Annotated in this window: 24 protein-coding genes; 2 read left to right on the top strand and 22 right to left on the bottom strand. The window is 70.7% G+C overall.

All coding sequences use genetic code 11. From position 1 onward, the window contains the following. The first annotated feature begins 323 nt into the window (after nucleotides 1-323). Entirely contained in the window at nucleotides 324-788 is a 465-nt protein-coding gene (locus tag ABIC29_RS11780) for an OsmC family protein (RefSeq protein WP_354245552.1), read from the top strand. Between the two features lie 85 nt (nucleotides 789-873). On the opposite strand, the gene ABIC29_RS11775 is transcribed toward ABIC29_RS11780, so the two are convergent. The 6 genes from ABIC29_RS11775 to ABIC29_RS11750 form a co-directional block, all read right to left on the bottom strand. Further along, entirely contained in the window at nucleotides 874-2,106 is a 1,233-nt protein-coding gene (locus ABIC29_RS11775) for an acyltransferase family protein (protein WP_354245549.1), read from the bottom strand. A 148-nt stretch (nucleotides 2,107-2,254) separates the two neighbouring features. After that, nucleotides 2,255-3,448, bottom strand: a complete 1,194-nt coding sequence (gene tuf / locus ABIC29_RS11770) for an elongation factor Tu (RefSeq protein WP_055860212.1) — start codon at nucleotides 3,446-3,448, stop codon at nucleotides 2,255-2,257. A 135-nt stretch (nucleotides 3,449-3,583) separates the two neighbouring features. After that, entirely contained in the window at nucleotides 3,584-5,698 is a 2,115-nt protein-coding gene (fusA, locus tag ABIC29_RS11765; RefSeq protein ID WP_116083666.1) for an elongation factor G, read from the bottom strand. Nucleotides 5,699-5,781: 83 nt separating this feature from the next. Further along, a complete protein-coding gene (gene rpsG, locus ABIC29_RS11760; RefSeq protein ID WP_055860217.1) occupies nucleotides 5,782-6,252 on the bottom strand; it encodes a 30S ribosomal protein S7 in 471 nt (156 codons plus the stop codon). Continuing rightward, nucleotides 6,252-6,626 (bottom strand): 30S ribosomal protein S12, encoded by a 375-nt coding sequence (gene rpsL / locus ABIC29_RS11755; RefSeq protein ID WP_022889720.1) that lies wholly within the window; start codon nucleotides 6,624-6,626, stop codon nucleotides 6,252-6,254. Before rpsL ends, rpsG begins: the two co-directional genes overlap by 1 nt. A 233-nt stretch (nucleotides 6,627-6,859) precedes the next feature. Continuing rightward, nucleotides 6,860-7,516, bottom strand: a complete 657-nt coding sequence (locus tag ABIC29_RS11750; protein ID WP_354245542.1) for a spermidine/putrescine ABC transporter substrate-binding protein — start codon at nucleotides 7,514-7,516, stop codon at nucleotides 6,860-6,862. A gap of 119 nt (nucleotides 7,517-7,635) precedes the next feature. Here ABIC29_RS11750 and ABIC29_RS11745 point away from each other — a divergent pair, with 119 nt between their 5' ends. Next, on the top strand, nucleotides 7,636-8,277 hold the full coding sequence (locus ABIC29_RS11745) for a YigZ family protein (protein WP_354245539.1): 642 nt from the start codon (nucleotides 7,636-7,638) through the stop codon (nucleotides 8,275-8,277). Between the two features lie 11 nt (nucleotides 8,278-8,288). Here ABIC29_RS11745 and ABIC29_RS11740 read toward each other — a convergent pair whose 3' ends face one another. The 16 genes from ABIC29_RS11740 to ABIC29_RS11665 all read right to left on the bottom strand — a co-directional run bounded on the left by ABIC29_RS11740 (nucleotide 8,289) and on the right by ABIC29_RS11665 (nucleotide 25,536). After that, the gene (locus tag ABIC29_RS11740; protein WP_116083671.1) at nucleotides 8,289-8,765 is read right to left on the bottom strand and encodes a DUF6121 family protein; all 477 of its coding nucleotides are present in this window, start codon (nucleotides 8,763-8,765) and stop codon (nucleotides 8,289-8,291) included. 85 nt (nucleotides 8,766-8,850) lie between these two features. Further along, nucleotides 8,851-9,621 carry a hypothetical protein gene (locus ABIC29_RS11735; protein WP_354245536.1) on the bottom strand — a complete coding sequence of 257 codons (771 nt, stop codon included), beginning with the start codon at nucleotides 9,619-9,621 and terminating at the stop codon, nucleotides 8,851-8,853. Beyond that, nucleotides 9,621-10,073: a hypothetical protein gene (locus tag ABIC29_RS11730; protein WP_116083675.1), complete on the bottom strand. Its 453-nt coding sequence runs from the start codon at nucleotides 10,071-10,073 to the stop codon at nucleotides 9,621-9,623. The genes ABIC29_RS11735 and ABIC29_RS11730 overlap by 1 nt, the downstream gene beginning before the upstream one ends. A gap of 67 nt (nucleotides 10,074-10,140) precedes the next feature. Beyond that, nucleotides 10,141-10,581 (bottom strand): hypothetical protein, encoded by a 441-nt coding sequence (locus ABIC29_RS11725; RefSeq protein ID WP_354245533.1) that lies wholly within the window; start codon nucleotides 10,579-10,581, stop codon nucleotides 10,141-10,143. Nucleotides 10,582-10,591: 10 nt separating this feature from the next. Beyond that, nucleotides 10,592-12,403 carry an alpha/beta hydrolase gene (locus tag ABIC29_RS11720; protein WP_354245531.1) on the bottom strand — a complete coding sequence of 604 codons (1,812 nt, stop codon included), beginning with the start codon at nucleotides 12,401-12,403 and terminating at the stop codon, nucleotides 10,592-10,594. Then, entirely contained in the window at nucleotides 12,403-12,687 is a 285-nt protein-coding gene (locus ABIC29_RS11715) for a hypothetical protein (protein WP_116083683.1), read from the bottom strand. The genes ABIC29_RS11720 and ABIC29_RS11715 overlap by 1 nt, the downstream gene beginning before the upstream one ends. A 161-nt stretch (nucleotides 12,688-12,848) precedes the next feature. Beyond that, nucleotides 12,849-13,694, bottom strand: a complete 846-nt coding sequence (locus ABIC29_RS11710) for a hypothetical protein (RefSeq protein WP_354245528.1) — start codon at nucleotides 13,692-13,694, stop codon at nucleotides 12,849-12,851. A gap of 123 nt (nucleotides 13,695-13,817) precedes the next feature. Next, nucleotides 13,818-14,705: a hypothetical protein gene (locus ABIC29_RS11705; protein WP_354245525.1), complete on the bottom strand. Its 888-nt coding sequence runs from the start codon at nucleotides 14,703-14,705 to the stop codon at nucleotides 13,818-13,820. Continuing rightward, a complete protein-coding gene (locus ABIC29_RS11700; RefSeq protein WP_354245522.1) occupies nucleotides 14,702-15,316 on the bottom strand; it encodes a hypothetical protein in 615 nt (204 codons plus the stop codon). Before ABIC29_RS11700 ends, ABIC29_RS11705 begins: the two co-directional genes overlap by 4 nt. Beyond that, nucleotides 15,298-15,906 carry a hypothetical protein gene (locus ABIC29_RS11695; RefSeq protein ID WP_116083693.1) on the bottom strand — a complete coding sequence of 203 codons (609 nt, stop codon included), beginning with the start codon at nucleotides 15,904-15,906 and terminating at the stop codon, nucleotides 15,298-15,300. Before ABIC29_RS11695 ends, ABIC29_RS11700 begins: the two co-directional genes overlap by 19 nt. 34 nt (nucleotides 15,907-15,940) lie before the next feature. Next, nucleotides 15,941-17,332, bottom strand: coding sequence for a hypothetical protein (locus tag ABIC29_RS11690; RefSeq protein ID WP_116083695.1), 1,392 nt, complete (start codon nucleotides 17,330-17,332; stop codon nucleotides 15,941-15,943). Between the two features lie 34 nt (nucleotides 17,333-17,366). Then, nucleotides 17,367-17,702, bottom strand: a complete 336-nt coding sequence (locus ABIC29_RS11685; protein WP_116083697.1) for a hypothetical protein — start codon at nucleotides 17,700-17,702, stop codon at nucleotides 17,367-17,369. A gap of 106 nt (nucleotides 17,703-17,808) precedes the next feature. Continuing rightward, nucleotides 17,809-18,096 (bottom strand): WXG100 family type VII secretion target, encoded by a 288-nt coding sequence (locus tag ABIC29_RS11680; RefSeq protein ID WP_055860250.1) that lies wholly within the window; start codon nucleotides 18,094-18,096, stop codon nucleotides 17,809-17,811. A gap of 93 nt (nucleotides 18,097-18,189) precedes the next feature. Next, nucleotides 18,190-22,701: a type VII secretion EssC family protein gene (locus ABIC29_RS11675; protein WP_354245517.1), complete on the bottom strand. Its 4,512-nt coding sequence runs from the start codon at nucleotides 22,699-22,701 to the stop codon at nucleotides 18,190-18,192. Between the two features lie 3 nt (nucleotides 22,702-22,704). Continuing rightward, nucleotides 22,705-24,036 (bottom strand): RDD family protein, encoded by a 1,332-nt coding sequence (locus ABIC29_RS11670; protein WP_354245515.1) that lies wholly within the window; start codon nucleotides 24,034-24,036, stop codon nucleotides 22,705-22,707. A 201-nt stretch (nucleotides 24,037-24,237) separates the two neighbouring features. Next, the gene (locus ABIC29_RS11665) at nucleotides 24,238-25,536 is read right to left on the bottom strand and encodes a hypothetical protein (protein ID WP_354245512.1); all 1,299 of its coding nucleotides are present in this window, start codon (nucleotides 25,534-25,536) and stop codon (nucleotides 24,238-24,240) included. Between the last annotated feature and the right edge of the window lie 55 nt (nucleotides 25,537-25,591).

Raw genomic sequence — 25,591 nt, 5'->3', positions numbered from 1 at the left:
GGCCTAACCTGACCCCTGGCGCACCGTGACTCTCGTCACGTGCACGGGTGGTTATGCACTGCCTGGCAGTGATTCGAGCGCATGCCGTGGCGCGCGCTCGAAATGTTGAACTCACCAAGTTTGCCATATCCGGCACATTGCTGCAACCCGGGCGTGTCGCGCGCCGTTCCGGGCGAAGCCGGGGCTGCGAACTGCGGGCCGAAGCACTGGGCCGAAGCCGTCGCATCGTCGGTGTTCCTCGATTCTCCCACGACCTCCTGTGAGTCCTCCGGGCATCCGTCGAGTCCTCCCGTTCGACCGGTCGAAGCGGCGAGGATGTCGGTATGACGAAGACTCCGGCGACCGGCATCCACCACCGCGAGAGCGCACGCGCCGCCTCGGGCAGCGTCTCGGCGGCCCGCACGGGCGAGCGCACCTTCGAGGGGCGCAACGAGTCCGGTGCCACCGTCAGCATCGGCCCGGCCGGCACGCCGGGCCACTTCTCCCCCGGCGAACTGCTGAAGCTCGCCCTCGCGGCATGCTCGGGCATGAGCGCCGATCGCGTGATCTCGCGCCGGCTCGGCGACGACGTCGCGTTCACCGTCTGGGCGCACGGCACGTCGGAGCCCGACAACCGGTACGACCGCATCGACGAGGAGCTGCTCATCCCGCTCGCGTCGCTCACGGAGGCAGAACGCGAGAAGCTCGCGCACCTCGTGGAGGCCTCCATCGCCCGGAGCTGCACGGTCGGGCGAAGCGTGGAGCAGGACATCGACGTCAGCCACGAGATCGTCGACGTCGGCGAGTGAGCCGCCGCGGCGTCATCGGCTTCCCCGACGCCACCCGCGACATCCCTCGGCCGCCCTCCCGACGCGGGGCGCGATCTCCGCTCGGCTAGTCGCGCGGAGACCGCCCCTGCCCCTGGCAGACGAGTTCGTCCGCGGCGATGCCCGGCGCGACCGACCCCATCGTGAGCACGCCCGCGAGGGCCACGGCGAGCGCACCGGCCAGCACGCGCGGGTGCGAGCCGACCGCACCGCCGCGTCGCCGGAACGGGTCCTCGACGAACCGCTTCGAGAGCGCCGCGACGACGAGCGAGAGGCCGACGAGCACGACCATGAGCGCCGGCGGGCTCGGCACCCCGGTGATCATCGGCGTGAACATGAAGATCGGCCAGTGCCAGAGGTAGAGCGAGTACGACACGTCGCCGACCCACTGCACCGGTCGGAGCCCGGCGGCGCGCGCGGTGGACCACCGGGTCCCCGGCGCACCGGCCCAGATGATCGCGAGGGTGCCCGCCACCGGCAGCAGCACCCAGAGGCCGGGGAACGCCTCCGTGTCGTCGAAGGTCACGATCGGCACGACGATCATGGCGAGCCCCGCCCACGAGACGACGCTCCGGCCTGCGTGCCAGCGATCGGCCGTCAGGCGAGGGATCGCCGCTGCCAGCAGTGCGAGCAGGCCGCCGACGCCGAACTCCCAGCCGCGGGCGAACGTCGAGAAGTACGCCAGGTTGTGGTCGTCGACCGTGAGCAGCAGAGACCAGGCGAACGAGACGGCCGTGACGGCGCCGAGCACGATCGCGAGCGTCCGCCGCAGCGGTGCGCCACGTCGGTGCACCAGCCAGAGCGCCGCGATGATGAGGAGCGGCCAGAGCAGGTAGAACTGCTCCTCGACCGAGAGCGACCAGAAGTGCTGCACGGGCGTCGACTCGAGATCTGCGAACGCCGGCTGCTGCGAGTCCACGGCGAGGCGCCAGTTCTCGACGTAGAACGCGCTTGCGACGATCTCGCGGAAGTAGGCGGCCCAGTCGCGGTAGGGCGCGAACGCCAACGTCGCGGCCGAGACGGCGAGCAGCACGACCATCGCGGCCGGCAGGATGCGACGCGCACGCCGCCGGTAGAAGGAGCCGAGTGAGATCCGGCCGGTGCGATCGACCTCGCGAAGCAGCAGGGCGGTGATGAGGTAGCCCGAGACGACGAAGAAGACGTCGACTCCGATGTACCCCGCGGGTGCGACCGCAGGCCATCCGTGATGCAGCACCACGGCCGCGACGGCGATGGCCCGGAGCGCTTGGATCTCGGGCCGCACGGTGGTCGTGCTCGGGACCGCTGCGGACATCTCCATACGGATCAAGCGTAACCCGCTCGGGGGGTACGGCACATGTCAGCGGGGTTACGGGCACCCGTGCATCGGGTGTGCGCGCACCTCGAAACGACAGAACGGGGCCGGACCCGAGGGTCCGACCCCGTTCAAGGTCGCAATCGCGAAGGACTTACTTGATGACCTTCGTGACGGTACCGGCGCCGACGGTGCGGCCACCCTCGCGGATGGCGAAGCCGAGGCCCTCCTCCATGGCGATCGGCTGGATCAGCGCGACCGTCATGTCGGTGGTGTCGCCGGGCATGACCATCTCGGTGCCCTCGGGCAGCGTGATGACGCCGGTGACGTCGGTGGTGCGGAAGTAGAACTGCGGACGGTAGTTCGCGTAGAACGGGTTGTGACGCCCACCCTCATCCTTGGAGAGGATGTACGCGGTGCCCTCGAAGTCCGTGTGCGGGGTGACCGAGCCGGGGGCCACGACGACCTGGCCGCGCTCGACGTCTTCACGCTTGGTGCCACGGAGGAGAAGACCGCAGTTCTCGCCGGCCCAGGCCTCGTCGAGCTGCTTGTGGAACATCTCGATACCCGTGACCGTGGTCTTCTGCGTCGGGCGGATGCCGACGATCTCGACCTCGGAGTTGATCTTCAGGGTGCCACGCTCGGCGCGGCCCGTGACGACGGTGCCACGACCGGTGATCGTGAACACGTCTTCGACCGGCATGAGGAACGGCTTGTCGCGGTCGCGCACCGGGTCGGGCACGGAGTCGTCGACGGCGGCCATGAGCTCGAGAACCGAGTCCACCCACTTCTCGTCGCCCTCGAGAGCCTTGAGGCCCGAGACGCGGACGACCGGAGCGTCGTCGCCGTCGAAGCCCTGGCTCGAGAGCAGCTCGCGAACCTCGAGCTCGACGAGCTCCAGGATCTCCTCGTCGTCGACCATGTCGGACTTGTTCAGTGCGACGAGCAGGTACGGCACGCCGACCTGCTTGGCGAGCAGCACGTGCTCACGCGTCTGAGCCATCGGGCCGTCGGTGGCGGCGACCACGAGGATCGCGCCGTCCATCTGAGCCGCACCGGTGATCATGTTCTTGATGTAGTCGGCGTGACCGGGAGCGTCGACGTGCGCGTAGTGGCGCTTCGGCGTCTCGTACTCGACGTGCGAGATGTTGATCGTGATGCCGCGCTGGCGCTCTTCGGGAGCCGAGTCGATCGACGCGAAGTCGCGCTGAACGTTGGTCGCCGAGGGGTACTTGTCGGCAAGCACCTTCGAGATCGCTGCGGTGAGCGTGGTCTTGCCGTGGTCGACGTGACCGATCGTTCCGATGTTGACGTGCGGCTTGGTCCGCTCGAACTTGGCCTTAGCCACTGTGGGTCCTCCTCAGGACTCGTGTAGAACCTCCGGGCGCTGGATTGCGACCGGCGTGCTACGGGGTTTGTAGATATGTTACGCGAACCGGCTGGCTCGTGGGTCGGAGAGGGCCAAGGCCCCCGCCAGGGAGATTTATTCGCCCTTGTTCTTCTGGACGATCTCGTCGGCGACAGCCTTCGGGACCTCCGCGTAGCTGTCGAACGTCATCGAGTACACCGCGCGGCCCGAGGTCTTGGACCGCAGGTCTCCGATGTAGCCGAACATCTCCGACAGGGGCACGTTGGCGCGAATGACCTTCACGCCGCTCGCGTCCTCCATGGACTGGATCTGACCGCGGCGCGAGTTCAGGTCGCCGATGACATCACCCATGTATTCCTCAGGGGTGCGCACCTCGACGGCCATCAGCGGCTCGAGCAGAACCGGGTTCGCCTTCCGAGCGGCTTCCTTGAAGCCCATCGAGCCGGCGATCTTGAACGCCATCTCCGAGGAGTCGACGTCGTGTGCGGCGCCGTCAAGCAGGCTTGCCTTGACGCCGACCATCGGGTATCCGGCCAGGATGCCATACTGCATGGCGTCCTGGAATCCGGCATCGACCGAGGGGATGTACTCGCGGGGAACGCGTCCACCGGAGGTCTTGTTCTCGAACAGGTAGGTCTGCTCGGCCGTGACCTCGAGGGGCTCGATCGCGAACTGGATCTTCGCGAACTGGCCGGATCCACCCGTCTGCTTCTTGTGGGTGAAGTCGTGCTTCTCGACCGCGCGCTTGATGGTCTCGCGGTACGCGACCTGGGGCTTGCCCACGTTGGCCTCGACGTTGAACTCGCGCTTCATGCGGTCGACCAGGATGTCGAGGTGGAGCTCGCCCATGCCCTTGATGACCGTCTGACCGGTCTCCTGGTTCTGCTCGGTGCGGAAGGTGGGGTCCTCCTCGGCGAGCTTCTGGATCGCGGTGCCCAGCTTCTCCTGGTCGGCCTTGGTCTTCGGCTCGATGGCGACCTCGATGACGGGCTCGGGGAAGGTCATCGACTCGAGCACGACCTGGTTGTTCGGGTCGGACAGCGTGTCGCCGGTCGTGGTGTCCTTCAGACCGATGACGGCGTAGATGTTGCCGGCGGTCACCGAATCGATCGGGATCTCCTTGTTGGCGTGCATCTGGAAGATCTTGCCGATGCGCTCCTTCTTGCCCTTGGTCGAGTTGATGACCTGGGCACCGCTGTCGAGGCGGCCGGAGTAGACGCGGACGTAGGTGAGGCGACCGAAGAACGGGTGCACCGCGACCTTGAACGCGAGCGCCGTGAACGGCTCGGTCGCGTCGGCGTGACGCATGACGACCTTCTCCTCGTCGCGAGCGTCGTGGGCCTCGATGGCCGGCACGTCGAGCGGCGACGGGAGGAAGTCGATGACGGCGTCGAGCATCGGCTGCACGCCGCGGTTCTTGAACGCGGAACCGCAGAGGACGGGGTAGATCTCCGAGTTGACCGTGAGCTTGCGGATCGCAGCCTTGATCTCGGCGACGGTGAGCTCCTCGCCGCCGAAGTACTTCTCCATCAGCTCGTCGCTCGTCTCGGCGACGACCTCGAGCAGGGCCGTGCGGTACTCCGCGGCCTTCTCGACGAGGTCGGCGGGGATCTCCTCGATGGCGTACTTGGCGCCCATCTCGACGTCACCCTTTGCGTCGCCGCGCCACGTGAGTGCGCGCATCTCGATGAGGTCGACGACGCCCTCGAACTGCGACTCGGAGCCGATCGGGAGCTGCAGCACGAGCGGCTTGGCGCCGAGGCGGCTGACGATCGTGTCGACCGTGTAGTAGAAGTCGGCGCCGAGCTTGTCCATCTTGTTGACGAAGCAGATGCGCGGGACGTTGTACTTGTCGGCCTGACGCCACACCGTCTCGGACTGGGGCTCGACGCCCTCCTTGCCGTCGAACACGGCGACCGCACCGTCGAGCACGCGGAGCGAACGCTCCACCTCGACCGTGAAGTCCACGTGGCCGGGGGTGTCGATGATGTTGATCTGGTTCTTGTTCCAGTAGCAGGTCACGGCGGCAGACGTGATCGTGATGCCGCGCTCCTTCTCCTGCTCCATCCAGTCGGTCGTCGAGGCACCGTCGTGCGTCTCACCGATCTTGTGGTTGACGCCCGTGTAGAACAGGATGCGCTCAGTGGTGGTGGTCTTGCCGGCATCGATGTGGGCCATGATGCCGATGTTGCGGACCTTGCTCAGGTCGGTGAGCACGTCTTGTGCCACGGGGGTTCCTCCGGATGTTCAGGAACGGAAGGGGAAGGGGGAACGGATGCCGCGAGCCGAGGCCGCGGCATCCGCTCGGCCTGCTACCAGCGGTAGTGGGCGAATGCGCGGTTCGACTCGGCCATCTTGTGCGTGTCTTCACGACGCTTGACGGCTGCACCGAGGCTGTTCGACGCGTCGAGGATCTCGTTGGTGAGACGCTCGGTCATCGTCTTCTCGCGACGGGCCTTCGCGTAGCTCGTGAGCCAGCGGAGGGCGAGGGTGTTGGCGCGGTGCGGCTTGACCTCGACGGGGACCTGGTAGGTCGAACCGCCGACGCGGCGCGAACGCACCTCGAGGGTCGGGCGCACGTTGTCGAGCGCCTTCTTGAGCACCGTGACGGCGTCCTGGCCGGACTTGGTGGCCACGTTCTCGAGCGCTTCGTAGACGATGCGCTGAGCGAGGTCCTTCTTGCCGTCGACGAGGATCTTGTTGACGAGCTGGCTGACGACCGGCGAGCCGTAGACGGGGTCTGCGACGACGGGGCGCTTCGGAGCGGGTCCCTTGCGAGGCATTACTTCTTCTCCATCTTCGCGCCGTAGCGGCTGCGAGCCTGCTTGCGGTTCTTCACGGCCTGCGTGTCGAGGGCGCCGCGGATGATCTTGTAACGGACACCCGGGAGGTCCTTCACACGACCGCCGCGCACGAGCACCATCGAGTGCTCCTGCAGGTTGTGGCCCTCACCGGGGATGTAGGCGGTGACCTCGGTGCCGTTCGAGAGCTTCACACGAGCGACCTTGCGGAGCGCGGAGTTCGGCTTCTTCGGGGTGGTGGTGTACACACGCGTGCACACGCCGCGCTGCTGGGGGTTGGCCTTCAGGGCGGGAGCCTTGGTCTTGGTGACCTTCGGCGAGCGACCCTTGCGGACCAACTGCTGAATGGTTGGCACTGCTTCTCCTTGTTGGTGCTGCACGGTGACAGCGTTTGATGGATTTCACATCACGACCCACCGACCGCGCGGAATCGCGTGGCCTTTGAGGTGGTGGGTATGCCGTGGGGGCGAGACGCCCTGAGTGCGCACGCCGGAGCGCGCACACCCGATCTATGGTAATGCCGCGTAACGTTGCGGTCAAATGCGGGCGGATGCCGCGGGCGGCTGCCCAGCGGTCTCGCAGCTGCCGCTCAGCCGGGCCAGCCCGGGGCGTCGAGTTCGCGATCGAGGTCGGCGAGCATCTCGGCGACCTGCGGTTCGACGAGGCGCTCGACCGCGTTGCCGATGCGGTAGCGGTGCTGGGCGAGCTCGACGCAGATGCGGCGGCCGAGCTGCTTCGCGAACTCGTCGGCGAGGCGGACCTCCTCGCGGAGCGCCTCCTTCTCGTCCGGGGTGAACGGCCGGGGCGCCGGTTCGGCGGCCTCGGCGGCCGCCTCCTGCTCGAGGCCGCCGAGCGTGAACAGGAACGGCTGGTCGGCGACCGGCTCGGGGTCGACGTCGAGGCCGGCGAACTCGGGGTCGAGCCCCTCGCCGGCGCGGTACGGCCGGCGCGCCTTGCGCTCCTCGGCCAACCGGATCTCGCGGTGCAGCATCGGCAGGTTGCGCGCCGTGTAGTCGTCGACGGCGAGATCGATGACGCCCTTCATGCGCATCGAGAACGAGTGCTGCACCGGATGCGGCACGTCGACGTCGAGCCCAGCCGCGGCGAGGATCGGCGACCCGAAGCACCGCTGGCACAGACGGACACGGGACCGGTGCGTGCCGGGTCGCCACCGCGGCAGCCACTGCAGCCAGCGGTCGACCTCGTGGCTCACGCGCGCCTCGACCGAACCCTCCACGAGGTTCACGATAGCGCCGTGGACGCCCGGCGGGGGCGCTCGGCGGTCGTCCGGCCCGTCGGCCCGCCGCGCGCAGCCCGTTCGGGCACCCGTTCATCGGCGCCTGCGGGCTCGGGGAGAATGGCGGCATGGGCGCGGCATCCGGAAGCTACACGACCGTCGCCGGGCGCGTGCGCACCGAGATCGAGATCGAGCGCTCCCGCTTCATCTGCGTGCTCGACCGCGTCGACGACGAGGAGGCCGCGCGCCGGGTCGTCGGCGACGTGCGGGCCGCTGAGCCCAGGGCTCGCCACCACTGCACCGCGTTCGTCATCGGTGCGCGCGGCGAGCTCGCCCGCTCGAGCGACGATGGAGAGCCGTCGGGCACGGCAGGGCAGCCGATGCTCGAGGCGCTGCGCGGCGAGGGCCTCTCCGACGTCGTGGCCGTGGTGAGCCGGTACTTCGGCGGGGTGCTGCTCGGCACGGGCGGGCTCATGCGTGCCTACACGGCCTCGGTCCAGGCGTCGACGCGGGCCGCGACCCGGCTCGGCCGGAGCCTGCGAACGACCCTCGAGGTGCACGCGGACTACGAGCGCGGGCCCTCGCTCGAGGCGGAGCTTCGCCGCATCGGCCACGTCCCGCTCCACGTCGAGTACGGCACCCGCATGCGCATCGACGTCGGCGTGCCGCCGGCGGACACCGACGTCTTCGCCGCCCGCATCGCCGAGCTCACCGCGGGTGCGGCGCGCGTGTCGATCGCCGCGACGGGGTACGTCGACGATCCGGCCTGACGCGGCATCCGTCACTCCTCGTCGTCGTGCTCCCATGGCCAGCGGGGGCGCCGCATGCCGTGGTCGCGGCCGCGGGCGACGAGCACCGCGAACACGGAGACCAGCGCCGCGGCGACCGGCACGAGCAGGCCGAACCAGCCGAGCCCGAACAGGACGCCGAACGCCACGCTCTCGAGCACGTCGCCCGTCGTCGACGACAGGTGCCCGATGACCGCCACGACCACGAGCGTCGCCCAGGCGGCGAAGGCCGTGAGCACGACGGTCGCCGCGATGCGCTCCGGTCGCGCCAGGCGCAGCCCGAGCGTGAGGAGCAGGGCCAGGGCGGATGCCCCGACCGCGACGGGCACGACGAGCACCCCGACCTGCGGGTCGGCGACGACCTCGATGTCGGCCAGCAGGCTCACGAACCCGTAGGCGCACACGACGAGGGCGAGGTCGAGCGCCGCCGCGAATCCGGCGACGACCCAGGCCGTTCGTCTCGGGTCCATGCGTTCGAGCGTACGCGCCGGCGGGCGGGTGCGCGGTCTACCTGGGGCGCCGCGCGGTCGGCGCGGGGCCGCCGGCCCGCCGCGGTCAGCGCGCGGCGGCCAGCTCGTCGCGCAACGACGGCGCTTTGCGCCAGGTCGCCGCGGCGACGATGCGGTCGAAGAGCTCGAGCATGAGCGCCTCGAGCGGACCGAGCACGCTCGTCATGCTCACGAGCACGACCTCGGGTCTGCCGGGAACCGTGATCCAGTAGTCGGCGGTGATCGACTCGGCGGTCGTGGCATCGGATGCCGCGGCGGACCCGGATGCGTTCGGCTCGCGGGGGTCCGGGGTCGCGGCGGTCGGGCTCGTGTGGGCCGCGGCGTCGGTCGCATCGGCCCCGCGGCGCACCACGCGGCGCACGACGATGGACTCCCCCTTCGCGAACGCGACGCCGCCCGCAGCCTGGAACGCCGACCAGGCCTCACCCGCATCGGGCCCCGCGACCTCGCCGCCGCCGGCACGCGCCAGCCCGCCGACCACGCGGTCGACCAGCACCTCGGGCGCGGGGTTCGTGCCGAAGACGCCCGGGAGCGCGTACTCGGTGACCGTCGAGGCGAATGCGATGCCGCCGTCGTTGGACTCCGAGACGTGCATCGCCACGGCTCCGGCGCGCACCGCCTCGTCGAGGGCATGGGCCAGCTTCGCGCGATGCTCCGCCCGGGTGCGGGCGAGATCGTCTCGGCGGCCGTACTTCGCACGCACGAACTCCGAGATCGCGTGGGCGCGCTCCTCGCCGTCGGCCTCGAGCGGTGCACGCCACCAGGCGCCCGGCAACGCGAACTCGAGACGCGGCGCGAGGGTTCGGGAGATCGCCATCAGCCGAGGATCCGCATGTCGCGCAGGGCGTCGACCGGGATGCTCGCCGTGACCGGGTCGATCATCGACTCGCCGTCGACCCCGGTCTGCCGCAGGGGTCCCTCGAGTTCGAGCTCCTCGTCATCCGCCGACACGGCGACGACCCGGACCTCGTCGAACGCATCGGGCACCGACTGGCGCAGCGCGAGCATCGCCGAATCGAGCGCCGCGCCGGGAATCTCATCACCGGTCATGTCGAGCTCGACGAGGAGGAGGCTCACGGCCCCGTCGACGCGGTCGTCGATGCGCACGTCGGCGAACTCCGGCGACGCGTCGCGCACCGCAGCTGCGATCACGTCGAAGGCTTCGTCGTGCCTGACGCCGTCGCTCCCGCCCGGGAGTCCGGCGCATCCGCCCAGCGCAAGTGTGGCGAGGACGGCGCCGAACGCGACCTTGCCGAGACGATTCACCATGCGCGGAACACTACTCGACCGGGCCGCGCCGTGCGCCGGACCGCTGCGGCGCACGTCGGTCAGGCGCTCAGCGCTCATCCGCGAACGACTTCAACGCGCTCGCCGGGATGTGCGCCATACGCGGATTCACCAGGTAGGTCTGACTGAACCCGAGCGATTCGAGCACGGTGTCGACGTCGAGACGGTCGCCGGACGCGGTGCTCGCCGCCACGTGCACGTAGTTGTACGACTCGGGGAGCACGTCGCCCACCTCTTGGAGCGTCGCCGCGACGCTCTCGGCGGGGAGCTCGTCGCCGGATGCGATCAGGTGGAGGAGCACGTACCTCGAGAGGCCGTCCTTTCCCTCGTCGACACGAACCTCGTCGAGCCCCGCGGGCGCGTCTCGGACCGCCGCCTCCACGACCTCGAGCTGCCCCCGCGAGGAGGAGGCCGCGCACCCCGCCGCCGTCACCACGAGCATGCCGGCCGCGATGCAGCCCACGACCACCGTGCCGAACCGCTTCTTCATGTATCGAGCCTCATTCCCTGAACGCGTACTGCTCATTCGACACGATATCGCCGTAGAACTGCGAGAAACCGTCGTCGACCGATCCGTCCTCTGCCTGCAGTCGCAACGCGGTCTGCCGGTACGCCTCGTTGTCGTGCGCCTGAGGATACGGTTGCCCGGTCTTCGGATCGATCGGAACCGGTTCGGAGTACGTCGACCAGGTGTCGGTGTCGGGAGGACTCGCCGTGAGATCGAGCGTGTGCACGACGTCGTCGTGGTGCTGCATCGACACGACCTCGGTCTTCGGCGGGATCGGCATGTCGTCGATCGGAGCACCGTACGCGAGGACCCCCTGGAAGTTGAACTCGTCGGATCGATTCGCGGCGAGGTGCCCCGCCAAGATGCCGCCCTGACTGAACCCGACCAGCAGCACGGGGTCGGTCGGCGTGATGCCGGCCTGACGCATCGCCTCCATCACCGCCCGCTCGTACTGGGTGCGAACCTCGGGGAAGAGCCGGAGCACGATGTTGGTGTCGAGGTCGTTGACCGCGCCGTCACCGTTCATGTCGTCGCCGAAGAACACTCCTGCGACCTGCCAGTCCTGCGTGCTCGGCAACGTGACGATGTACCGCGGAGGGTCTCCCTCGACCCGCATGATGTCCACCACCGTCTGCGACGAGCCGCCCATCTTGTCGGAGAGGCCCTCGAGGGCGACGAGGTCGTCCATGCTGTCGACGTGGTCGACCGCATCCGCGTCCTGCCAGGCGAGCAGGGACTCGTCGTCGTCGGGGTCTGGCTCGAACTCGCTCACCGTGGGCGTCGGGGCGAAGATCTCGATCGCGACGCGCCAGGCGAGCACGACCGCGATGAGGCTGACCACGCCGAGCAGGAGCGCCCAGAACAGCGGGCTGCTGAGGAGCAGAAGTGCGAGGTTCACGACCACGGCGAGGATGACCGCGATGGCCGCCGTGACGATGAGCACGAGCGCCGCGGTGACGAGCAGCAGCCCGGCGATGAGCGCGATCGCCACGAACGCGAGCAGCGCCGCGGCCACGACGACGATGAGCAGGGCCGCGATCGCGACTGCCGCGACGATCAGCGCGGCAACCACCGCGAGACCGAGCAGCACGATCGCGGCGACCACCACCAGCACCGCCGCGATGAGCACGATCACCGCCTCGACGATGGCCGTCACCGCCGCGACGACGACCCCGGCGATGGCCTTGAGCGCATCGCCGATGGCCTCGAACACGGCGCCGAACGCCCCGCCCACGTCATCCCAGAACGAATCGTTGAGGTCGCTGCCGTCGACGACGCCGCGGATGCGCTCGATCGCCGCCCTCGCGGCGCGATCCCGCGCCTCGACCGCCTCCTGCCAACGCTGCCGGGCGGATTCGGCGGCCCCGTCGCTTCGATCGAGTTCGGCGCCGACGGCGGTGATCGAGCGCTCGAGGGCGCGGATGTCGGCGGCCGCGGCGTCGTCGGGCATCGCTCGCAGGCGCGAGCGCAGCGTGCGGTCACGGGCCTCGAACGTCGCGGACTGGCCGGCGGCGTCGTCCGCGTCGCGAATGGCGCGGTCGGCGTCGTCCTGGGCGGACTCGAGCGCCGACGCGTACTCGACGAGCGCGTCGCCGGTCTCGCCGTAGCGTCGCTCGGCGGAGCCGATGTCGCCGGCGAGCCTCGCGGCATCCGTTCGCACGCGATCGATCGCGAGGCTGACCATCGCCGACGGCTCGGCGATGCGGTCGAGGGTGGCGACGGCATCGCGGATCGCGGACGCGGTCTCGGCGTAGCGCTGGCCCGTGCGGCGCAGCACGACCGGGTCACCGGGAAGCGGATGCATCAGTTCTCCTCACGTGCGGCCAGCGACCGATCGATCTCGGTGAACGCGCGATCGATCTCGGTGAGCACGCCCGCGAGCGTGCCCAGGTTCTCGGCGAAGTCCTGCCGGCGGTCGTCCCACGTCGAGGCGAACCGGTCGATCGCGTGGGCGAGATCGGGGTGCCCGGCAGCACCGGCCGCGGCACGCGCGGAGTCGTCGCTCTCGTCGAAGACCCGCTTGATGGCGCGGGCATCGCTCGCGGCACCGCCGATCGCGGCGAGGTCGAGCCTCACGAGGTCTGCCATGCGGACTCGCCTTTCACGGTGTCGACGTCAGGACAGTGTCGACCCTATGAGTCCGGACACCACCGGCGGAATGGGGAGCGCTCCCCGTGATGTGGTCGGCCATCCGCCATGGCCTCAGGCTCGCCCATGCGAGGCCATGGCGTGAACCGCCCATGCAGCGCTCACAGGCTGACGTCGTATCGCACCGCGGCCGGGTCTTCTCCGCGCAACCCTTGCACGACCTGCAGGGAGAGCACGCCTCGCGCGATGACCGTGCTGATGCCCTCGCCGACGGCCGCATCGAAGGCGGCGCGTGCGTCGGGTCCGAGCTCGTCGAAGTGCGCACCCGTCTCGGCGCCCGACGCCCGCTGCTCGACGCGCAGGCGGGCGCGGAGGTCTCCGGTCGGTCGGAGGTCGGTCGCACCGCCCGCGACGGCATCGCGGTACTCGCGCGCGTCGGCAGCCCGGCCGACCCAGAGCAGGAGCGTCGCGATCGCCACCAGCACCGCCACCACGACCGACGGCGCCAAGAGGTCGAGGGCGTCGCCACCGGCCTCGCGCACGAGCAGCGCGCCGGCGCTGATCACCGAGAACCCGGAGGTGAACAGCAGGATCATGCGCCCCTGCGCCGCCGTGCTGCCCGGCCTGCGGGCCAGGAGCCCGGTGCCGACATGCGCCACGAGGGCGAGTACGAGCAGGCCTGCGACGAACGGCGCCAGCACCTCTGCCTGCTGCAACCATCCGTCGGACTGGATACCGGCGTCGACGGACGTCGCGAGCGCGCCGGCCGCGAGCAGGCCGCCGAGCGCATCGAGCAGGAAGCGCTGCCGGAGTCGCACCGGCTCGGCCGGAGCCGCCTGGCGCGATGCGGCAGCCGCCTCGGCGCGGAGGTCGCGGACCACCCGGTCGAACCGCACGTCGACCTCGCGCACGCCGTCGGCGATCTCGCGATCGAGCTGCACGAGCGCGGTACGGCCGAGCGGCATCGAGCGTGCACGCTCGACGGCTGCCATCGTCGCCTCGGTCATGGGGCCTCCTCGATTCGGATGCCGTCGACGAGCCGCTCGGCGGTGGCGCTCACCACGACCACGCAACCGGAGCGCTCGAACGCGTCGTCGATGCGTCCGCCCACGGGCTCGTCATCGTTCTGGTCAGCGCCAGTCCGAGCGGGAACGCACCCGCTGCTGCGCCTCGTCGAACTGCGCCGGCGTCAACGTGCCTCGATCGGCGAGCAGACGCACGGCCTCGAGTTCGGCGGCGAGCAGGGCCGCGCGCTCGTCGGCGGTGCTCACGCCGTAGACGTGGCGACGCCATTCGGTGACGCGTCGCTCGAGCTTCGCACGGTACTCGGGCGACTCCGCGAGTTCGGCCGGAAGCGCCGAGGACTCGCGGACCTTGCGCCCGTCGGCCCACTGCGGCCGCTCCCGGTCGTGCCGGAACGCGAACACGGCGAGCACGAGACATCCGATGGTCGCGACGATCTGGAGGACGAGCCCGAGGATCGCCTCGGGATGGAACTGGAGCTCCTCACCCTCTCGGAGCACGATGGACACGCCGATCGCCCAGATCACCGTGATCAGCACGAACATCGGCGCTCCGAAGTTGCCTGCGCGATAGAGCGGATTCGACGTGCGCTTGGGCTCGAGCCACACGAACAGGCCCAGCGCGACGGCCATCGCGAGGCCCGAGGGCAGCGCGCCCGACACGGGGTCGAGTGCGGCGCTGCCGGTGCGCCCCGTCATGATGAGCGCAGGCGCGATCAGCGCGACCACCAGCGCGATCACGCTCCACCAGCGATACGCCCGCGACGTCCGCTTCGGCGCAACGTCGCGCAACGGCTTGACCCGGTCCAGCTCGGCGCGCTCGACGGTGGAGACGATGGTCGGATACGCCTTGGCGGCATCGGCGTGGCTCGCGAGCAGCGCCATGACGGGCACGCCGGCGAGCGCCTCCTCGGCGGAGAGCGTCGCCGGCACACGGCGGACCGCCTCGGCCAGTTGAACGTTCACGGCATCGGTCGACAGGTCTCGTTCGGTCATCGGGCGCCTCCAGGTACCGCGGCGACGCCATGCGGGTCGATGCCCGCGAAGAGGGCGTCGATGTCGTCGAGTCGAAGGGTGAGCCGGCGAGGGTCGTCGTCGACCGACACGAGGTACACCGCCCAGTCGCCCGACACCGCGGCCCACTCGCCTTTCGCGAGGATCCCGGGCGCCTCGGAGCCCGCGCCGATCGGCGCCAGCGTCAGACGCCGCACCGCGTCGTCGAACGACGGCACGGCGAGCGCATCCACCGCCGGCTCGATCAGCGTGCGCTCGGCATCGGGCAGCAACGCCGCCGCATCCGCGCCGTCGTCGTCGCGCTGCTGCACGTACACGTCGACCCAGCCGGCCGGGTCGCCGTCGACCGGGAAGAACCAGAACCGCGCACTCACGTGCTCGGTCGGGAACGCCGCGATCGCAGCGGCCTGATCGCGCAGCGGGTCACGGAACTCCGCCGCCGACTCGCGGCCCAGCGTGAGCTCGTCGGCGATCCACTCCGCCCACTCGTCGCCCGTGGCCCACTGCTCGTCGGCGAACGCGACGGGAACGCGGACCCACCGGTCGGAATCGAATGAGATCGGGAAGGTCTGCTTCACGCTGCGGGCACCCATCTGAACGTCGACATGATCGCCTCGCACGTGAACACCAGGCCCCTGGCCAGCTCGGCGGAATTCTCGTCGTCGACGGAGAGCACCGAGGCCTGGAACAGCAGCGCCCGGCGCTGGTCGCCGCCCGGCACCGGCACGACGAACGTGAGCTCGTCGGTGTGCACCGCCGCCGAGTCGTCGCGATACTCGGAGCTGCGGCGGATCAGGTGCATCTCGACCTCGGCCGGGGCCGCCTCGACGGCGACGCCCTTGGCGAGCCTCGCGAGCGCGGCGTCCCACGTCACGCCAGACGGCACGACGAACGGCGAAACCGCGATGATCGCCGGCATCGGCGCTCCCTCGCGCTCGGGTGCGACGTAGATCTCGAAAACGCCCCGGTCGCGCAGTGAGCTCTTGAGACGCGAGAGCATGCTGCGGAACTCGAGCACCAGGTCGGCGCGTCCCGCGCCCTTCATGGCCTGCAGCGCACGCGACGTGGCCGCGTCCTCGGTCAGCGCTGACGGCGGCACCTTGGTCCACCCGGGCGGGCAGAGCAGGGTGTACGACACCTTCGGCGTCTGCACGCCGATGAGTTCATCACGCAGCGAGCTCAAGCGGCCCTCGTCTTTCAGCGGTTCGGGGTTCGGTTCAGCGACCGCGGATCGCGTCGACGCCGTCGCCGATCAGGTCGATCGTGCCGCCGACGAAGTCGGGCATCTCGGGCAACGGGACGCCCGCGATCTGCAGGCTCTGGTACCCACCGTACCCGGTGTTCCAGAGGTTGAGCCCCTGGCCTCCGATCGACGGCATCGAGCTGAACTGCGCCGCCCAGGTCGCGGCACGACCGCCGGAAGGCATGACGCCGCCGCCCGTCCAGGCCGACGCGAGCCGCTGGCTCACCGTGTACGCCTCGCCGTCGAAACGCGAGCCGCCGTTGCGGAGCGCGTTCCACGCATTGCCGTACCAGGTGCCGCGCGTCGATCGCAGGATGTCGTCTGCGAGGCCGGAGGCGGCGGCCTCGCGCAGTGCACGGTTGCCGGCGCCGCGGCCGGCACCGACCACGGTACGGAGGTCGCGGACGACGGCGTTGCGCCCGATCGCGAGGAATCCGCTCGAGGCGTTGCCGAAGCCGAGACCAGCGCGGAGGGCCCCCATGCCGCCGCGACCGGCCGCGAGGCCCTTGCCGAACGCACCGAGGAACGGCAGCACGCCGATCGCGTCGAACGCGATATCGGTCCAACTCACGCGCTTCGAGCCGCAGGCCATCATGATGCAGTGCGCGACGAGCGCGACGATGCCCGCCACCGCGGCGATCGCGAGGAAGATCGGGCCGCCGATCACGAGTGCGGCGATCACGGCGATCGTGGCGACCACCGTCGCCACCTTCGCGATGCCATCGAGGAGGTCCTCCCACCAGCTGTCGTCGACCCCGGAGGCCTCCAGCGCGCTCTCGATGCCGCCGACGGCGTTGTCGTACGCCTCGTCCCAGTCGAAGAAGCCGCTCTCGAACTCCTCCCAGAGGTCTTCGAGCTTGCCCGCGGCACCGGTCGCGGCGGTCTTCGCCTCAGCCAGTGCGGCATTCGCGACCGCCTTCTGGTGGTCGGTCGCTTCCTGCTCCCAGAGCCAGGTCGTGTTGTTGTCGTCGACCTTGCCCTGCGCCTCGCGGCGCTCGGCAGCGGCGTCGAGGCTCGCCTGATGCGCCGTGGCGATGAGCTCGACGTACGGGTCGACGGTCGTGTTTCGTGCCGTGCGCAGCGCGGCGGCGTACGTGACGAGCACCGGGCCGGTCTTCTCGTAGCGTTCGCCGACCTTGCGAAGCTCGCCCTGCATCTCGCGGGCGGACTCGCGGACCTTGTCGAGGCTCTTCGCCTTGTACTTCTCGCCGTCGCCGAGCTTCTTCAGCTCGTCGGCGGTGGCCGACATGCGCGCGCCGATCTCGATGTAGTGGTTGCCGGCAGCCTCGATCTTCGAGGGCGAGCCGTCGAGTTCGGACAGCAGATAGTGCCGGTTGGGAGAACGCAGCGTTCCGCCGTAGCTCATCGGATGCCTCCGCGTCGGGTGTGGTCGTCGGTCGTCATCGCGGACCCCCTGCCGGGGTCGGCGACGGGCCTGGCGAAGGGGAGGGGGTCGCGAGCTTCACGTCGGTCTCGGTGAAGCCGTCGACGATCGCCTTGAGGTGATCGTGGATGTTCGTGAGCCCCTCGAGGATGACCTCGCGGTTGCCGTCCCACTTGCTCTCGAAGTCGCCGACCTTGCCGCGCAGCGCTCCGCGTCCCTGCGGGGAGCCCACGGCATCCTGCACGTCGTCGGTGGAGTTCTGGATGTCCTCGAACTCCTTGACGAACGTGCCGAGATCGGATGTCATCTTCGAGAGGTCGTCGAAGTCGAGGTCGATATCGGGACCGGCCATGTGCTCGTTCCTTCCACTCGGATCAGCTCACGCGCTCCGGAGAGCGCCGAGGGGAGGACCGACCGGCCCTCCCCTGTCGCGCGTCGCCCTCGGGCGACGCCGGAAGCTAGTTGCCGGCGAGCGCCTGGTCGGTGTCCTTGATCGCCTGCATCATCTTGCGGAGCGAGTCGCCCATGTCGCTGATGCCCTCGATCGCCTTCTCGAGGCCCGTGGTGAGCTCGGTGTAGCCCTCGCCGAACTTGCCCGACGCGTGCTGGGTCTTGAAGTCGTCGCCGAGGAGGCGGTCGACGTCGTCCTTCAGGCGGCGAAGCACGTCGCCGATGTCCTCGCGACCGCTGTCGAGCTTGCCGGCCATCGATTCCATCTCGCCGTAAGAAGCCTTGAAGTCCGCCATGGTGTTGCACCTTTCGTCGTGTCTCGGCCCGCCGCGGCGCGCCCTGCTCCACCAAAGATAAGGGCAACGGTGCGACACGCCCAATGGGGAGGACTACCCACCGATGGGCGTCTCCCCCACGAGCGGCAGCTGCACGGTCACGAACGCGCCGTTCTCGACGAAGATGCCTCGGCCCTCGGGGTACTCGTGCCTGGCGACCTTCGGGAACGGCACCTTGAACAGCGAGTCGCCGTCGTAGGTCTCCGGCCGCAGCGCGATGCCGCGCCGGCCGGCCTTGAGCTCGCCGACGAGGCCGTAGCCCGAGCTCAGCTGCGACACGTCGCCGTCTCCGACGAGGAAGTGGTCGCTGCGGTTGATCGCCTGGAAGAGCTCCTTCAGCGGCCGCTCGGCGTCGGTGTCGCCGAACTCGGTGACGTTCTCGACGACGATCATGATGCGGCCCGGGATCGACTCGTCTCCGACGATGCCCGCGAGCTCCTTGGCGAGGGCCCGCGCATCGTCGATGGTGGTCGCGGACCGGCGCCATGGCGCGAACTCGCGGAGCACCGCCCGCCGCCCGCCGAAGTGGAACAGCTCCACGGCGGGCTCGAAGCGGCGCACCGAGGTGATGAGGGCGCGCAGTGCGTTCGACTTGCCGCTCTTCGGCGGTCCGGCGATCACGAACGTGCCGATCGGCTCGAAGCCCTTGGGGCCGAGCACGTCGTCGGAGACGCCGATGACGGGCTGGCCGTCGATCTGGTCCGGCAGGTCGGTCGCGGCGAGCTCGGTCGGCAGCGCGCCGATCTCGGAGGCCTCGACCGCGCCACGCTCGCGGAGGGTCGCCGCGAACTCCTGCATCGCGCTCGTCTGCTCGGCGACGTTGGCGGTGCCGCCGATCGCCGCGATCTGCGTCTCGAATCCGTCGACGATGGCGCGACCGGGTGCGCTGCGCTCGTTGAGCACGTCCTTCGGCGCGCCGAGGATCGCGTAGGCGCCGTCATCCGACATCCGCAGGATGATGCGCTTGCTCACGTTCGCGCTGACCGCGGTCGGCACGGCGCCGTAGCGGTCGGCCGTCACGATGGCGTGGATGCCGAGCGGTCGACCCTCGCCGAGCAGGCGCATGAAGATCGCGTAGAACGGCGACCGCGCCGAGGTGGTCTCCCACTCCTGCTTGAACGTGCCGAAGCCGTCGATGAGCAGCAGGATGCGCGACTCGTCGGAGCGGCCGGTGATCGCGCGGTACTCCGACAGGGTCGCCGCGTTCACGGCCGAGAACCGCTTGGCGCGTTCGTCGAGCACCGAGCGGATGTTGCGGAGCAGGCGCTGCACGCGCTCCGCGTCGTCGCCGGGCACGATCGAGCCCACGTGCGGCAGCTCCTCGATGGCGCGGAGGGATCCGGTGCCGAAGTCGAGGCCGTAGACGACCGCTCGCGCGAGGTCGGGCCTGGCGCCCGCGGCGATCGCGATCGAGCGGAGCGCGGTCGACTTGCCCGCGCCGCTCGTGCCGTAGACGAGCATGTGCCCGTCGGTGTCCGGCAGGAAGTACATCGGCTCCTGGAGCTGACGCTCGGGGATGTCCGCGAGCCCGAGCGGGATGCGCGAGTCGCCGTCCTGCGGGAGTCTGCGGAGGTCGACGGTGGTCGCGAGGTCGTCGAGCCACGGTCGGCGGGGAGCGGGGATGCGCGCCTCGGCCGCCGCGGCGATGAGGTTCTTCACGAGCCGCTTCTGGTCGTTCGGACCCAGGTCTTCGTCGTGGGTGTCGGACTCGCCCTCGCCGTCGCCCTCCCAGACGATCGCGCCGCCGAAGCGGAGCTCGGCGACCTTCGCCTGTGCGACGTCGGGCACGTCGCTCGTCCAGCCGCCGGCGTAACCGGACTGGAACGGCACGAGGCGTCCGGGGCCGGTCTTGGCGATGCCGCGGCCCGGGATCGACGGGTCGAAGGTGCCGGCGATCGGGTCGCCGACGACGTCGTTCGAGTCGGAGACATCCGCCATGCGCAGCGCGACCCTGAGGTTCGTGTTGGCGCGCAGGTTGTCCTTGATGACGCCGGCCGGGCGCTGCGTGGCCATGATCAGGTGGATGCCGAGCGAACGTCCGCGCTGGGCGATGTCGACGACGCCGTCGACGAACTCGGGCACCTCGCCCGCGAGCGCGGCGAACTCGTCGATGACGAGCACGAGCGCGGGCGGGGTCTCGGGGTCCTGGCGCTTCTCGAGCTCCAGGAGGTCCTTCGCCTTCTTGCGGTTGAACAGGTGCTCGCGGTGGTGCAGCTCGGCGCGGAGGCTCGTGAGCGCACGACGCACGAGGTGCGGGCTCAGGTCGGTGACGAGTCCGACGCAGTGCGGCAGCTCGACGCAGTCGGCGAACGCCGATCCGCCCTTGTAGTCGACGAAGAGGAACGTGACGCGGTCTGGGCTGTACTCGGCGGCCATGCCGAGCACCCACGCCTGCAGGAACTCCGACTTGCCCGAGCCGGTCGTGCCGCCGACGAGGGCGTGCGGGCCCTGCGTGCGCAGGTCGAGCGACATCGCGTCGGGGCTGCCCTGGCCGATGAACGCCTTCAGCGTGCCCGCGCGCTTCAGCCGCGGGCGTGCGCCGCGGGTGCGGTCGAGCACCGAGTTGTTCTGGCGCCAGCGCTCGACCGCGGTCGACGGCTGCGCCGCCAGGTCGGTGCCGAGCAGGCGCAGCAGCGAGACGCTGCGCGGCAGGTCGGTCGAGTCCGCGGTCACCGAGCTCGAGTCGACGACGGGCGCGAGGCGCTTCGCGAACACCTCGGCGTACTGGTTCGAGACGCCCTCGACGACGGCCTCGCGGTAGTCCTCGCCGGCCCGCACGTAACCGACCCTGGCGTGCTCGAGTCCGTTCGTGGCGTCGATGAAGGTGCGGCAGGCGGCGGGCAGCGACTCGACGGTGGGCGCGAGGAAGATCGTGAAGATCCCGGCATCCGCCCCCCGCTCGATGACCTGCGTGAGGCGCGGCCGGTCGACGGGCGCGTCGTTCGTCGCGATGAGCACGAGCGCCAGGTCGCCGTCGAGCTGGCCGGCCGTGCCGCCCGAGCCGCCGACCCGTGCGCCGAGCGACATCGTCGAGTCCTCGGTGCTGAGCGGTCCGCGACGGCTCGCCGTGCCCGACAGGCGCTCGAGGATCGTCTCCTCGAGGGCGTTCAGGAGCGCCGTGCCCGCGGACTGGCTGTCGGCCAGGGCGAGCTCGGCGAACGGCGACTTCGGGCTCGTCGTGTGCGGGAGCCACTTCATCCACTCGATCTCGCGCGCCCACGCGGGGTCGACGATCGCCGCCGTGACGAGCTCGTTCGGCGCGTGCAGGCCGAACAGCTGCACGCCGAGGCCGCGCAGGACGTCGGCGGCGAGGTGGCGCGGACCGGCGATGCCGATCGCGCCGGAGCTCGGCAGCATCTCGACGAGCGGCACGTCCTCGATGAACTCGTGGCGATCGCGCAGCACGTCGACCTGGCCCGCGTAGCGCGCGATGCCCTTGAGCTCGCTGGACTGCGCGACCGTGTTGCGGCTGCGGGCGCGGCCGACGCCGAGGCGCAGCGCGAGGAAGTTCCAGTGCTCGGGGCGGCGGGTCCAGAGCAGCGGCCCGAGGCGCATGGCCTGCTCGTAGACCGCGGCGACCGCGGGCGACTCCTCGTGGCGGCGGGCGCGCTCGACGACCGTCTCCTTCGCGAGCTTCTCCTCGAGGTCCTCGATCTGGGTCTCGAACGTGTCGATCTCGAGGCGAAGCTTCTTGCCCTGCTGGGTGCGCTGGCCGATGAAGTTGCCGAGCATCATGAGCGGCGACATCGCGACGATGAGCAGCGAGGTCGCCCGCCCCGTGAAGGCGAACATCGCGAAGCCGAGCATGACGGGCGCGACGATCATCGGCCACGGGAACAGGCGCGGCTCGGCCTCGTTCGGGACGGTCGGATGCCGGTGCTCCATGCCCGGGTATCGCTCCTCGACGCGCGGCGAGCGGTTGAACATGAGCGAGCCGCCGCGCTCGAGCACCGGATCGCTCGAGGGAGCCGCGTCGCTGGTCGCCACGAGCGAGAACGAGATGTCGGTGTCGCCGATCGTGATCTTCTGGCCGGGGATCACGCGCACGCGCTGCACGAGGCCGCCGTCGACGACGAGCCCGTTGGCGGAGTTCAGGTCGACGAGCTCGATCGAGGCCTGGTCGACCTCGACCCTCGCGTGCCGCTTCGACGCGAGCGCGTCGACGAGCACGATGTCGGCGCCCGCGGCGCGGCCGATGATGCTCGCGCCGCGCGGGAGCGGGAACTCGCGGCCAGCATCGGGGCCGTTGTGCACGCGCATGACCGCCGCGACCGCCGACTGGCCGGCCTGGCCGCCGGCGGTCTGCCCGGCCACGACGGCTGCGTTGAAGCCCGACCCGATCGCGGCATCGCCGATGAGCACGTTCGGGTCGAGGACGACCGGATCGCTCGAGGTCGGCGGTGCCACCGCGAGGCTGAGCCCGGTCGCCCCCCGGAGGCCGGGCGACGCGGGGTCGTTGTGGGCGATCGCCGAGGCGACGTCGCCGACGGTCGCCGTGGCATCCGTCGTGATGACGAGGTCGACCGGGGCTCCCTGCTGGCGTCGGAGACCGACTTTGAGCTTCATGCGTTACCTTCCGGAGTCGCTTGCGATCGTGAAGCTGCGGCCGCCGACGGTGACGACGCTGCCGACGGCGAGCGGCGTGCGCACGCCGGCCCTCAGCGGTTCGACCCGGCCGTCGGGATGCCGCACCTCGGTGCCGTTCGTCGAGCCGCGGTCGGCGATCCAGAAGCCCGACGGCCCGGCGCCGTACTCGGCGTGCACCTTGGAGATCATCATGGACGGGTCGCTGAGCGGCACCAGCTGCGCCTGCTCGCCCGGGGCCGCGACGGGCGCGCGACCGAGCAGGCCGTAGTCGCCGGGCACGAGGCTCGTGCCGTCGTCGAAGACGAGCACGACGGCCCGGCCGGCGCTCTGCGGAGTGGGCGCGGGCGCGGCGGACGGGGGCAATGGCAGCGTGGTCTGCTGCGGCCGGACGAAGGGGGGCGGCGCGGCCGGCGCGGCGGGCGGCGGCACGGCCGGTGCCGATGGTGCGACCGGCGCGGATGGTGCGACCGGCGCGGCTGCCGCGGGGCTCGGCGGCAGTGGCGCGGGCACGGCCGGGGCCGGCGGCGGACCCGTCGACCCGACCGGCGGCGGCGTCCACTGGCCGGTCTCGACGGACCCGCCGGCCGAGACGACGCCCGAGCTCGAGCGCTGCGACGGGATGAGGAACTCCTCGCCGACGGGACGGTCGCTCGCCAGCGACGGCAGCTTCGCCGTGCCGGCCTCGCGCGGCGCGTCGACCTGGCGGCGGGCGTGCCGCAGCGCCTTCGCGTCGAACGGGTCGAGCCCGTCGCGCGCGTCGACCGCGTAGCAGCGCCCGATGCGGTCGAGCCAGGAGCGGCCCCGCTGCTCGGGGTCCCAGTTCGACGAGAGGAACATCAGCGCGGGGCCGATGAGGAGCAGCACGAGCCAGCTCGCCCAGAGCACGAGCGCTCGCAGGGTGACGCGCCAGAAGCCCGCCTTGCCGAAGTCGACCACGCTCACCGAGCGGATGCCGAGGGCGGCCTTGCCGACGGTGACGCCGCGGAATCCGTGCATGACCAGCTGCACGAGCCCGAAGACGGCCGTGAGCGCCTGCCCGACGCCGATCGCGATGAGCGGGCCGGCGAGTGCTGCGAGGTCGACCGCCGACGCGTCGCCGTCTGCGGCGAGCACGGCGCCCGACAGGGCGACGGCCCCGAAGATGGTGGGCGAGGCGAGCACGAGCCAGACCGCGGCGTCGAGGCTGAACGCCGCGGCGCGTCGCCCCGTCGGCGCCGGCACCAGCCCGAGGGCGGCGGCGTAGGCGGGGTCGGGTCGTCCGTCGGGGCCGAGCCCGGGCGTGGGCTCGTCGTCGACGTGCATCGTGATGCTCACAAGGCTCCTCGGGCGCAGGGTCAACGAGCCAGCAAACTCGATCCGGCGGGCGCTGTCGATGGGGAGCGGTCACCATGCGGGCGGCGGTCCCCCGCACAACCCTAAACGAGCGGCACCGGCCCGGCGTTCATCGATCGAGACTGCGGGCCGGCCCGCGCCCCGGATCGGGGCACGTGCCCCGGCCCGGTCGGCGTCCCACGGTCAGGCGATCGGCTTCGGTCCGGCGGCGAGCTCGCGGTCGTACGCCTCGAGCGCCACGCGGTTGCGCTCGGTCACGGTGCGCCCGCGTGCGGCGATCCATCCGCCCAGCCAGATCGGGATCTCACGCGCGATCACGCCCGCCACGATCGCGAACGGATCGAGCCAGCGTTCGCCGATGAAGGTCTGTGCCTCGTCGAACGTGAGAGTCCACGCCTGCACCGCGAGGAGCGAGGCGCCGATGTACGAGAAGTACACGAGCACGCCCACCAGCAGGCCGAAGACCGCGTAGGTCCACCACGGCCCGCGGTTCACGATCGCCGCGAGCAGCGAGAAGCCGAGGAAGAGCGCGATCGTCGGCACCCAGAACAATGCCCAGTAGGGGCCGGCGAGGAACTTCACGAACTCGTCGGTCGCGGCGCCCTGGTCGCCGCGGCTGAGCAGCAGCAGGTAGGTGACGGCCGCGTAGATCAGGGCGAAGGCCACGGCGCCGATCGCGGCGACGAGCACGCCGAATCCGCGGTTGCCCTTCAGCTTGGGCGGCACGGGCGCCTGCACGTAGATCGTCTGCGGTGGCCCTGGCGGCGTCGACGGCGTGATCAACGGGTCGGGGGCGAGGGTGGCCGCGCCGCCGACCGTCGCCGCGGCCGCGCTCGGCGGGATGTACGTCTCGCGGCGCACGCTCTCGGCGGCGACCGGCTCGGGCAGTGGCTCGAAGGCCGGCTCGGCCGTCGGCTCCGACGGCGTCACGGCGGGGACGGCGAGGGCCGCGAGCGCGTCCGCGTCGGCATCGGATCCGGGTGAGGTCACGGCGCCGGCGTTCGCACGCTGCACGGCCTCGTCGAGCTTCGCCGTGCGCGCGGCATCCGCATCGACGTCGGATTCAACGACCGGCTCCGGGGCGACGGCGGCTGCCGCAGGAACAGCGGCAACCGGCTCGGGCTCGGGCTCGGGCTCGGCGACAGGCTTGGGCTCGGCAACGGGCTCTGGCTCGACATCCGCGGGTTCCGCCGCAGGCTCGGCGAAGGGCTCGGCAACCGCCGCGGGCACCGGCCCCGCCGCCGCGACGGGCTCGGGGTCGGGCTCGGCGAACCCCGCCTCGGAGTCCACGGACAGGGGCTCCCCCGCGGCATCCGTCACCGGGTCGGCACCGGGCTCGGAACCGGGCTCGACGCCGGGCTCGGCTGCAACCTCGGCCTCGGCGGGAGCGTCGGTCGCGGACTCGTCACCGGGCAGGGTGGCGTCTGCCCCATCGGACGGAGTCGCACCGGTCTTGTCAGGGCCACTCGTCGTGTCGCTCATGATCGCGCTCCTTCCGGGCGCCACGCACCCGCGTCGGTTGGCTCATGCTAGCAAC

Origin of the sequence: Agromyces sp. PvR057 (assembly GCF_040547485.1) — a bacterium.
Classification (GTDB): domain Bacteria; phylum Actinomycetota; class Actinomycetes; order Actinomycetales; family Microbacteriaceae; genus Agromyces.
This window is presented reverse-complemented; position numbering and strand designations above follow the sequence as displayed.